The sequence below is a fragment of the Nonomuraea sp. NPDC005501 genome (assembly GCF_040605905.1).
Classification (GTDB): domain Bacteria; phylum Actinomycetota; class Actinomycetes; order Streptosporangiales; family Streptosporangiaceae; genus Nonomuraea.
In genome coordinates, this window is the sequence record NZ_JBEXDT010000166.1 from 1 (window position 1) to 10,001 (window position 10,001).

The window sequence follows — 10,001 nt, forward strand, 5'->3', positions numbered from 1 at the left end:
GCGTACGGGCAGGGGACGCCGGGGGCGACGCTGTCGGCCGCGCCCCCCGCCCAGGCGCCGCCCGCCCTCACCCCGGCCGCCGTGGACGCCGCCGTGGCGCGGCTCGACGGGATCGTGCGCGTGCCCGGCATGGCCGTCGCCGTCGTGTACCGGGACCGGGTCGCGTACCTGAAGGGGTTCGGGGTGCGGCGGGCGGGCAGCTCCGGCGCGGTCGGCCCGGACACGGTCTTCCAGCTCGCCTCCGTGTCCAAGCCGCTCGCCACCACCGTCGTCGCCCGGGTGGTCGGCCGGGGCCCTGTCGGGCAGGGCGCCTTCGGGCAGGGCGCGGTCGGCTGGGACGATCCGGTCGTCCGGCACGACCCCGGGTTCGCGCTCAAGGACCCATGGGTGACGCGGCACGTGACGCTCGCCGATCTGTTCTCGCATCGCAGCGGCCTTCCCGACCACGCGGGGGACCTGCTGGAGGACCTCGGCTACGGCCGCCGTCACATCCTGCGGCACCTGCGCGACGAGCCCCTCGGCCCGTTCCGCGCGCAGTACGCCTACACCAACTTCGGCTTCACCGAGGCGGCGCTCGCCGTGGCCAGGGCCGCCGGGCTCAGCTGGGCGAAGCTGTCGCGGACACTCCTTTACCAGCCTCTGGGAATGCGCTCCACCAGCTCCCTCTTCTCGGCGTACGAGAAGGCCCGCGACCGGGCCGTGGGGCATGTCCGGGTGGACGGGCGCTGGGAGGCGCGCCACACCCGCGACGCCCAGGCCCAGTCACCCGCCGGCGGCGCCAGCTCCACGGCCCGTGACCTCACCGCGTGGCTGCGCCTCCTGCTCGGCGGCGGCGTGTACGCGGGGAAGCGGCTCATCCCGGCGTCCGCGCTCGACCAGACGTACCTGCCGCACATCCTCTCGGCCCGGCCCGCCGCCCCGTACGGCGTGCCCGGCTTCTACGGGCTCGGCTGGAACGTCGGCTACGACGACCTCGGCCGGCTGCGGCTGGGCCACTCCGGCGGGTTCGAGCTGGGCGCCGCCACGAACGTGACCATGCTGCCGTCCGAAGGGCTCGGCGTCGTGGTGCTCACCAACGGGCAGCCCGTCGGCGCCGCCGAGGCCGTGGCGCTGACCTTCCTCGACGTCGCCGGGCACGGCAGGCAGACCGTGGACTGGCTGCGCCTGGCCGGGGACGCGTTCGCCCGGACGGCTCGCGAGGCGCGGCCGGACACCGACTACGGCAGGCCGCCCGCGGACGCCGCCCCGGCCCGGCCGGCGAGCTCCTACACCGGCGTGTACGCCAACGGCCACTACGGCCCGCTGACCGTCACCGAGGAGGGCGGCGGGCTGGTCATGCGGCTCGGGCCCGAGCCCCTCCGGCTGCCGCTGCGCCACTACGCGGGCGACACCTTCGCCTACCGGACCCCGGGGGAGAATGCCGTGGGCCTGGCCGGCGTCCGCTTCGCGGCGGGTGCGGACGGCCGGGCCGTCAATGTCACCGTGGACAACCTCGACCACACCGGCCTGGGCACCTTCACCCGCACCCCCTCCTGAGCACGGCCTAGGATGGGGCGATCCCGGCCCCGGCAGGCTCGCCGGGGAGACGTCGCCCAGGGAGGTCGCATGCCGGAGCCGCTGACGATCGCGGTCGCCCAGCCGCTGTCCGCCGCGCACGACGTGGCCGCCAACGCCGCCGAGCACGCGCGGGCCGTGCGGTCGGCCGTCGCGCGGGTCGTCGTGTTCCCCGAGCTGTCGCTCACGGGGTACGAGCTGGACGCCGCGACCGTGGAGCCGGGCGACGCCCGGCTGGCGCCCCTCGTGGCGGCGTGCGCCGAGACCGGGGCCGTGGCGCTGGCCGGCGCGCCCGTGGCCGGGGACCGGGGTCCGCACATCGCGATGCTGGCCGTCGACGGGGCCGGCGTCACCGTCGTGTACCGCAAGATGTGGCTCGGCGAGGAGGAGGCGCTGCGGTTCGCGCCCGGCTCGGCGCCGGGGGTGCTGGAGGTGGACGGGTGGCGGCTCGGCCTGGCCGTCTGCAAGGACACCGGCGTCCCGGAGCACGCGGCGGCGACGACCGCCCTCGGCGTGGACGCCTACGTGGCCGGGACGGTCAAGCACGCCGCCGAGGCGGAGCTCCAGGCGGGGCGCGCCCGGCGCATCGCCGCCGAGCACGGGCTGTGGGTCGCGGTGGCGAGCTTCGCCGGGCCGACGGGGGGCGGGTTCGCCGATACGGCGGGCCGCTCCGGCTTCTGGGCACCCGGCGGCGGCCTCGTGGCCCAGGCCGGTCCGGAGACCGGCGCGACCCTCACCACCAAGCTGTCCTGAGGTCCCGGCCCGGGGCTGTCGCCCGGTGGCGCGTCGCGGGTCAGCGCCTGGTGGACAGGCGGTAGCCGGCGCCCCGCACCGTCTCGATCGTCTCCCGGCCGAACGGGCGGTCCACCTTCTCCCGCAGGTACCGCACGAACACGTCCACGACGTTCGAGCCGCCGTCGTAGGCGAAGTCCCAGACGTGCTCGATCAGGTACGACCGGGTCACGATCTCGTCCGGTCTGCGCATCAGCTCGTACAGCAGCGCGAACTCCTTGGCCGATAGGGGGACGTCCACCTCGCCCCGCCGCACCGCCCGCGTGCCCGGATCGAGGGCGAGGTCGCCCGCCCGCAGCACGGCGGGACGGCGCACCTGGTCGCGGCGGGTCACGGCGCGCAGCCGCGCGTACAGCTCGGCGAGGGCGAACGGCTTGGTCAGGTAGTCGTCGGCGCCCGCGTCGAGGCCGCGAATCCGGTCGTGGACGGCGTCGCGGGCGGTCAGCATGATGACCGGCGCCCACCGGTCGCGTTCCCGCATCCGCCGGCACACCTCGTACCCGTCGGGCGGCGGGATCATCGCGTCGAGCACCACGGCGTCGTAGTCGTGCTCCATCACGCTCCACAGGGCGTCCTCGCCGCTCGTGGCCACGTCCACGGCATAGCTCTCCCGCCGCAGGCCGTGCGTCAGCACGCCGGCCAGGGCGGTGTCGTCCTCGACGACGAGCACCCTCATGCGGCCAGCCTAGATGGAGGGACCACGAACGTCGCCGGCCCGCACCCACTGGCGGGGGGCTCGAACCAAATGCACATAGGCTCGCGCTCCAGCACGGCGAGGAGCCGGTTGCTGCGGCGCTCATTCCCCTGGCGGTGGACGGCGCCATCGTGGCCGTGTCAGTTGGACGGTGCCGGCCGACAGGCAAAGCCGGTACGCGGTCCACAGCGCGGGCTGCAGATCGCGTACCGGCTTGTCGGACGGTGCGTCAGTGCGCGGGTGTGGTGGCGCGTACGAAGTCGGTCAGCGACTGGGGTGTGACGTTCGGGTATCTGGCGTTGTCCAGGCTGTCGAGCTTGGCCTTGCCGGTCACCATGCACCACTGGTATTGCAGCGCCACGTAGTCGAACGGGTTGTGGGTGAGCGCCGCCTGACGGGTGATCTCCGCGCGGAGGTCGTCGGCGGTGCCGAGGTGGCGCAGTTCAAGCGGGCGGCCGGAGCCGCGCTGGACCGCGTCGTGGAACTGGCGCATCGACATGACCTCGCCGGCGAAGCGCAGGGTGCCGGTGGCGGCCGGGTCGAGGGCGACGGCGGCGGTGTAGGCGGCGGTGTCGGGCACTGAGGTCAGGTCGAGCGGCTGGTCGGGGTCTCCCCAGTGGGACAGGGTGCCCTGCTGCCAGTCGATGAGCCCCATGAAGCCCGTCATCACCTCGTAGAAGGCCCCGTTGAGCACGGAGACCACGTCAAGGCGGCTGCCGGCGCGAGCGGCGGCGGCCTGCCGGCGCCAGTCGATCATGAAGTTGTCGCCGTCGTCCAGTTTGGTGAGATCAAAGGCGAAGTCGGATGGGATGAACCGCCGGGCGCCGGCCTTCTCCGCGGCGCGCACGAGATTGGTCTGCCCGTCCACGATCACTTCGGGGCCGCCCTGGACGGCCGAGATCACGGTCGTGGCGTCGCCGACGGCCTCTGCCAGCTGCTCGGCCGGATCGGTGATGTCGCCCTCGACCAGTTCCAAACCGCCGGCCGCCCGGGCGGTCAGTGAACGCTTCTTCTCCTCGCTGGTGCCGGGCCGCACCAGGGCCCGTACGGGGGCGCCCTGCTCGAGAAGGGCTCGGACGATCTGGCCGCCGAGCAGCCCGGTGGCACCCGCAACAAAGACCTTGGGGAAAGAGGACATGGATATGTGGACTCCTTGTCAGAAACCAATGTGGACGTTCACGCGTAACCCCCGTAAGGGGGCACGTCGGGGTGTGGTCAGGGGATGAGCAGGGTCTTGCCGACAGTGCTACGCGCCTCGATGGCGGCATGCGCGTCGGCCGCCCGCTCCAGAGGGAAGCGTTGGCCGATCACCGGCGTGAGCCGTCCGGCTGCGGCCAGCTCCAGGACCTCGGTCACCAGGTCGCGGGCGAGGGCGGGCCTGCTCCAGATGAGGCCCGCGCTGAACCCGGTCAAGGTCAGGCCCCGGCCGATGAGTTCCATGGGCCGGATGTCCAGCGGCGTGCCGCTGGAGAAGCCGAACGCGATCTGCCGTCCGGTGCCCGGGGTGAGCAGTTCGAACGATTGGCGTCCGAGCGCTCCGCCGACATGGTCGAAGACCACGTCCATCGAGCCGCCGACGGGCTCACCAGCCAGGTCCGTCCAGCCGGGGAGCGTGTAGTCCACCACGTGGTCGGCACCCAGCCTGCTCAGCAGGGCGAGCTTGTGCTCGCCGCGCGCGGCCGCGACGACTGTCGCCCCGGCTCGCTTGAGCAACTGCACCAGGACCGTGCCGACGGCACCCGCGGCCGCCAGCACCAGGACCCGATCACCGGTGCTCACGCGGGCCGCCCTGATCAGGCCCTGGGCCGTGGCGCCATACCGGTAAAGGGCGACGGCCTCCGGCAGGCCGATGCCGTCGCCGACCGGGATGAGGGTGGCGGCGGGGACGACGGCGGTCTCGGCGTACCCGCCCAAGCCCTTGGTGCCGGCCAGGACCCGCGTGCCGATCAGGGCGGTGTCGCCGCCGGGACCGACCTCGGCGACCAGTCCGGCGATCTCCTTGCCGAGGATCACCGGCAGCGGCGCGCCGCCGAGCGCGCCGCGCATCGTCCCCGCGCGGACCTGCGTCTCCAGGAACTGGACACCGACCGCAGCCACCTGCACCGCGACCTCGCCCGCCGTCGGTCTCGGGGTGGGCACGTCCGTTACGCGCAGGTGGGCCGGTGGCCCGAATTCGTGCAGCAGTACGGCACGCATGTGACATCACTTCCTCGATGGATAGGCAGTCGTGGTGTGCGCGTCGACGGGGATGCGCAGACGGCCGCACCGCGTTCGGGTGCGGGAGAACCGGGCCCGGCGGCCCTGGCCCGGTCGATGGACATCAGCCGGGAGGGAACGTGCGGTGCCGTAGCGAGTACGGCAGAGCACGACGCGGGTGTGGACCCGGCTTCTTCGCCTCCCAGTCCGTCAGCAGGTCGGCGACGGCGGCCGCGCGCCTTCCAGAGCTTGCCGATGGCGAGCTTGCCGGCGCGTGTGACGCTGACCAGTTGTGCCCGGGTATCGGCCGGATCGGGCTGGCGTTCGATGAGACCGCGTGACTCCAGGCGTTTGGCCGGAGGGGACAGGGTGGATTTGTCCACCGCCAGGACCGACAGCCGCACCGGCGCGTGCGCCGACACCTTGGCCAGCAGCGTGTAGTCCCCCAAGGAGAGCTTTGGCCTCGAGAACGCCATGATCTTGCGCCGTGTGGCCGGAGCGAACATCCAGTTGCCCACCGTGGCCAGCGCCGCCGCCACCCCGTCGAGGGCCTCGCACTGCGGGCGAGCCAGGCCGTCCTTGCCGGCCGACACGTGTTCCATCCTCACACCGTTTTCGAAAGGTTGGTTTGGCAAAACCAACTATGTCGCATGAGGAGACTAGATGCAAGCGCATGCGCCTCGTCAGCCGGACTTCTCCGGCGGCCCCAGTCAGGCGTGACCGGGATCTGGTCGGAGGGGTCGCTGGAGTCCCAGGAGCATGAGCGGTCCCCGTGCTGCACGAACGGCATCAGCGGTGCCCCGCCATCTGCTCGTCGCACCACCGTCACCGTCCGGCGGTCGTACAGGGTCGCCTCGAAGGTCAGGCGCGGACGCTCCCGGCTCAGCATGATCGGCAAGGCTGACCGAACGGGTACGTCCTCTTCTGGGGCGGCTTGATGCTGATGTTGCGCATCGCGGGCCTGAGCCGGGACAGCCTCGGACGTCGTACCGTGCGCCAGGCTGTCGGCCACGCTCTCCTGCGAGGCCCGCGCGGCGGCCGCGGCATCGGCAGGCGGGTTGGGGGGGGCCATCAGGAGTGCCCTTCCTCGGCCAGGCCCTCGTCGGCGTCGCCGGGCGTAGGGACGGTGGAGGTCGCCGCCATGGCGGGTGCGTCCAGCGGGGTCTCATCCCAGTGGCAGCCGCACGAGGTGCAGTGACGCGCGAGCGTACGTCCCTGTGCTCATCACACATGGATGGGGGATCAGCCGTAACGAGATCGCTCGCAGAGTCAAGATCGACATCCCGCTGAACCGCACGACGAAACAGGGCTGGTGTGGTCAGTTCAGTAGGTCCCGGTGTCGGTGCGACGCTCTCGGCCAAGGCAGAAGGCGGCTGCGCCCTGTTCTGCCTTGGTGGGGGCTCCGCGGCCAAGCGCGTCCTGGACCTGCCTACGCCGCGAGGGTGATGGTTGCTGATGTCGGTCAAGCAGGACCCGGTCACCGTACTCGGCGCACTGGGGATCGAGCTGGGCCACCAGCAGTGAGGGCGGGCGCGTGACGTGATGTGCCATCCCAGCGGGTAGGGACGTGTGCTAGATGTCGAGCGTCAGGGCCCGGTGGTCGGATACTTCTGGCGCGGTCACGATCTCGAACCGCCGGACGGCGTCGGGGTCGGAGACGAGCAGGTAGCTCGCATGGCGTACCGGCTTGGGATAGCGCGAGGTCCTGGTGTCGGCGTCCCGTACCAGGTCGTTCAGGTCGAGTTTGGCGAGGATCCGGAACGTCTCGCTGCCGGGCAGCACGTTGAAGTCGCCGCACACCACCGTCAGGTCGCCCTCCTGGCACACGTCGGCGACGAGTTCCCCGAGCCGTTCGGCCTGGGCGCGGCGGGCCGGGGTGTCGGCCTTCCCCTGGGCGTCCCGCAGGCCGTGGAGGTTGACGATGGTGACGAACCGCCGGGCGCTGCGGTCGAAGACACGTACGGCCAGAGCGGCGCGGGGCCGCCCGTCCGCCGGCCATCTGTCATGATGCTCGGCGTAACTCCCGTGGACGAATTCCGATTGCATGCCGACGATCGGCAAGGTCTCGGCGACGAAGGTGGCGAGCCCGAAATCCTGCCGGCGCGAGGCGTGTTCGTGGTCCAGAACCGGTCCAGAGTCGCTCGCCGTGAACAGGCCGAGGTGGCGGGGAAGGCGCGAGCGGACATCGGCGAGCAGGTCCGCTCGCTGCGGCAGCGATCGCTCGGCGTCGTCGAAGCGCGTCCAGCCGCCGGCACCGGGAGTGCGCGTCACCTCCTGCAGGCACAGGATGTCGGCGTCGCAGCTGTCGAGCCAGGGGGCGAGTTCGTCGAACATCGCGCCTCCCCAGGCGTTGAGAGAGATTATTCGCACAGGCACGAACCCTAGATCAGGCCCGGCTCCGAGGGCCGAGGCAGGTCCGGCGTGCGGTTCCCGGCTGAGAGAGGGCGGAACGCAGGTGGGCGCAGAAGCGTCCGGGATGCCGGAAACGAACATCCGGCGACCGAGGGCGCATACGGCCTGCTTGATCGGCGCGCCCGCCACCGGAGTGGCGGAGGCTGAGGCCAGGGGATTTCTCACCCGAGCGGTACGGTCCCCCTGAACATCTGACCCGGATCCTGGTCGCGGCGGTGCGGCCTGAGGTTCGGGCCGGAGGGACAGGGGTTCGTACGTCTCAACTTCGCCACCGCCCCCGAACGGCTCAGTGAGGCCGTCAGCCGCATGGCCGCCGCCCTGGACGGTGTGGTCAGCGTGAGGCGCCTTGCCCCCGGTACGGCAAGACGAGCGTGATCAGCGAACCAGCGATCATCCCGGCGGCCGTGAGCAGGACGACAAGGAGCTCACCGCCGGCCCTGGCGACACGGAGAGCCTGGCCGGTCCTACCCTCGGTGCCCAGGCCGGCGATGACGGTGAAGACGGCCAGGCCGATGGCGTTGCCGAGAGTGAGCGCGGTGGAGGCGATGCCGTCGGCGGCGCACCCTGCTCGGCCAGCGTGGGAGCGACGCGACCTCCATGCGATCATGGCCTGTTGGTAGCCGTTCCCGAACTGTTGATCTCGCTTCGCTGATCAAGCAGCAGACCGCATCATGACCGCCCAGGTGCCCCACCCGGCTGTGCTCTCCGCCGATATCCATGAGCCGGACAGACTGGCGCGATCTCGTACGAGCCGGGGTGCTCGCCCCGCCGTTCATCGCCAGAGCGAGAACTATCGGTCCGACTGCCCGAACGGGCGGCGATCCGCTGGCGCCTCCTCGTCTGTCAGTGGAACGCCGCGGCGTTCCGGCCCGCCCAGTCTGCGTAGGTGTGCGGAGCGCTGCCAGTCAGTTCCCGTACGACCGGCGACACGTCCGCGGTCTTGCCGACGAACGAGGCGAACAGCGCGAGCCGGGAGTCCACGAGCGCCGCGGGAGCCTGCGTGAGCAGTTGTTCGCGGGCCTGCTCGGGAGACAGTTCCTCAAGGCGCAGGTCGCGGCCGAGGACCTCGCCGAGGATCTGTACCCGCTCGACCGTGGTCAGCGAGGCGGGCCCAGTCAGCTCGTATGCCTGGCCCGCGTGCCCGTCGTCGAGCAGCGTCCGCGCGGCCACCGCGGCGATGTCGCGCTCGTCGATCGGGGCGGTCGCGGCTTCGGCGAAGGGAGTGCGTACCACGCCATCGTTCTTGACGTTGGGCGCCCAGCGCAAGTCGTTGGCCATGAACGCGCCGGGGCGCAGGAAGGTCCACGGCAGCCCCGATCCGGCCACGGCCCGCTCGTACTCGGCGTGGACCTTGCCGAGCGCACCCGCCTCCTTCATGGTCACCGCCTGTGCGGACAGCAGCACCACGTGCCTGAGGCGGGCTTTGGCGGCCTCGTCCAGGAAGCCACGCACCTGACCGGCGGCCGGAAACAGGAACGCGCTGTCCGCTCCCTGCAGCGCGGCACGGGACAGGTCGGTTCTGATCACCTCCACCTCGCCGGGCAGGTCGGCCCGCTCGGGGTCGCGGCTGGTCGCTCGGACCTGCTCGCCCGCTTGGAGCAGCAGGTCCACCAGATGGCGGCCGACGTTGCCCGTTGCCCCTGTCACCAGTATCACGTCTACCTCACTTCGGATATCCGAACTGTTTGGATAGAGGAACTGTATCCTTGGGGAGTGATGGATGACGCCCCAGCCCCTCGACTGCCACGGTCGGAAGAGGTCAAGGAGGCCCTTGGCTTCGTGCCTCTGGTGGAGGCCTATTTCCGGCGAGCCCAGGCCGAGATGCCGGACGAGCTGCGGGAGATCTTCCGCAGCCATGGGCTCACCGCCAGGCACGGCGCGGTCATTCCCCAGCTGACGGTCGAATCGCCACTCAGCGTGAGCGAATTGGCTGTCAGGATGGGCATGTCGCTGACAACCGCGAGCGAACTCGTGAGCGACCTCGGCCGGGCCGGGCTGGTCGAGCGCCGGGAGGATCCCGCCAATCGTCGCCGCACCCTGGTATCGCTGGCTCCTCGTCATCGGGCCATGGTCGAGGGATTCGTCGCACTGCGTGCCGCGCCTCTGCTGCAGGTCCTGGACAACCTCTCGCCTGCGGACCGGCAGGGCTTCGTGGCGGGGCTGAGAGCTTGGGCCCGGGCGGTGCGCAACTGGTGACGCCGGACACTGCCAACTTGACCAGAGGTGGCTGGAGCACCTGCGGGCAGTGCCGCCGGATGCTCAGCCGGTGGTCGCGCGGGACGGCTCGGGTCGCTCGGTGCCGGGGACGTCGCGGCGCAGGCGTGGCAGGGTGAGGGTGATGAGCAGACCGGCG

The 10,001-nt window shown here is 71.6% G+C and carries 11 protein-coding genes; 3 read left to right on the forward strand and 8 right to left on the reverse strand.

All coding sequences use genetic code 11. The features are described from left to right. Together ABZS51_RS41205 and ABZS51_RS41210 are read left to right on the forward strand one after the other, a co-directional pair. Positions 1 to 1,536, forward strand: a 1,536-nt coding sequence (locus ABZS51_RS41205; protein WP_355453379.1) for a serine hydrolase, incomplete at its 5' end; no start/stop codon positions are given. Between the two features lie 69 nt (positions 1,537 to 1,605). Beyond that, positions 1,606 to 2,307 (forward strand): carbon-nitrogen hydrolase family protein, encoded by a 702-nt coding sequence (locus tag ABZS51_RS41210; protein WP_355453382.1) that lies wholly within the window; start codon positions 1,606 to 1,608, stop codon positions 2,305 to 2,307. A gap of 40 nt (positions 2,308 to 2,347) precedes the next feature. On the opposite strand, the gene ABZS51_RS41215 is transcribed toward ABZS51_RS41210, so the two are convergent. The 8 genes from ABZS51_RS41215 to ABZS51_RS41250 form a co-directional block, all read right to left on the reverse strand. Further along, positions 2,348 to 3,022, reverse strand: coding sequence for a response regulator transcription factor (locus ABZS51_RS41215; RefSeq protein WP_310709152.1), 675 nt, complete (start codon positions 3,020 to 3,022; stop codon positions 2,348 to 2,350). A 247-nt stretch (positions 3,023 to 3,269) separates the two neighbouring features. Next, complete coding sequence (locus ABZS51_RS41220; RefSeq protein WP_355453385.1) at positions 3,270 to 4,178, reverse strand: NmrA family NAD(P)-binding protein; 909 nt, start codon at positions 4,176 to 4,178, stop codon at positions 3,270 to 3,272. Between the two features lie 77 nt (positions 4,179 to 4,255). After that, positions 4,256 to 5,236 carry a zinc-binding dehydrogenase gene (locus ABZS51_RS41225; RefSeq protein ID WP_355453388.1) on the reverse strand — a complete coding sequence of 327 codons (981 nt, stop codon included), beginning with the start codon at positions 5,234 to 5,236 and terminating at the stop codon, positions 4,256 to 4,258. Further along, on the reverse strand, positions 5,185 to 5,838 hold the full coding sequence (locus ABZS51_RS41230) for a MarR family winged helix-turn-helix transcriptional regulator (RefSeq protein WP_355453391.1): 654 nt from the start codon (positions 5,836 to 5,838) through the stop codon (positions 5,185 to 5,187). The genes ABZS51_RS41225 and ABZS51_RS41230 overlap by 52 nt, the downstream gene beginning before the upstream one ends. Positions 5,839 to 5,840: 2 nt before the next feature. Beyond that, entirely contained in the window at positions 5,841 to 6,308 is a 468-nt protein-coding gene (locus tag ABZS51_RS41235; RefSeq protein WP_355453394.1) for a hypothetical protein, read from the reverse strand. 500 nt (positions 6,309 to 6,808) lie between these two features. Continuing rightward, a complete protein-coding gene (locus tag ABZS51_RS41240) occupies positions 6,809 to 7,729 on the reverse strand; it encodes an endonuclease/exonuclease/phosphatase family protein (protein ID WP_355453403.1) in 921 nt (306 codons plus the stop codon). A gap of 250 nt (positions 7,730 to 7,979) precedes the next feature. Continuing rightward, the gene (locus ABZS51_RS41245; protein ID WP_355453397.1) at positions 7,980 to 8,255 is read right to left on the reverse strand and encodes a hypothetical protein; all 276 of its coding nucleotides are present in this window, start codon (positions 8,253 to 8,255) and stop codon (positions 7,980 to 7,982) included. Positions 8,256 to 8,491: 236 nt separating this feature from the next. Next, positions 8,492 to 9,295: an NAD(P)H-binding protein gene (locus tag ABZS51_RS41250; protein ID WP_355453400.1), complete on the reverse strand. Its 804-nt coding sequence runs from the start codon at positions 9,293 to 9,295 to the stop codon at positions 8,492 to 8,494. Positions 9,296 to 9,364: 69 nt separating this feature from the next. Here ABZS51_RS41250 and ABZS51_RS41255 point away from each other — a divergent pair, with 69 nt between their 5' ends. After that, a complete protein-coding gene (locus tag ABZS51_RS41255) occupies positions 9,365 to 9,844 on the forward strand; it encodes a MarR family transcriptional regulator (RefSeq protein ID WP_355453406.1) in 480 nt (159 codons plus the stop codon). The last annotated feature ends 157 nt before the right edge of the window (positions 9,845 to 10,001 follow it).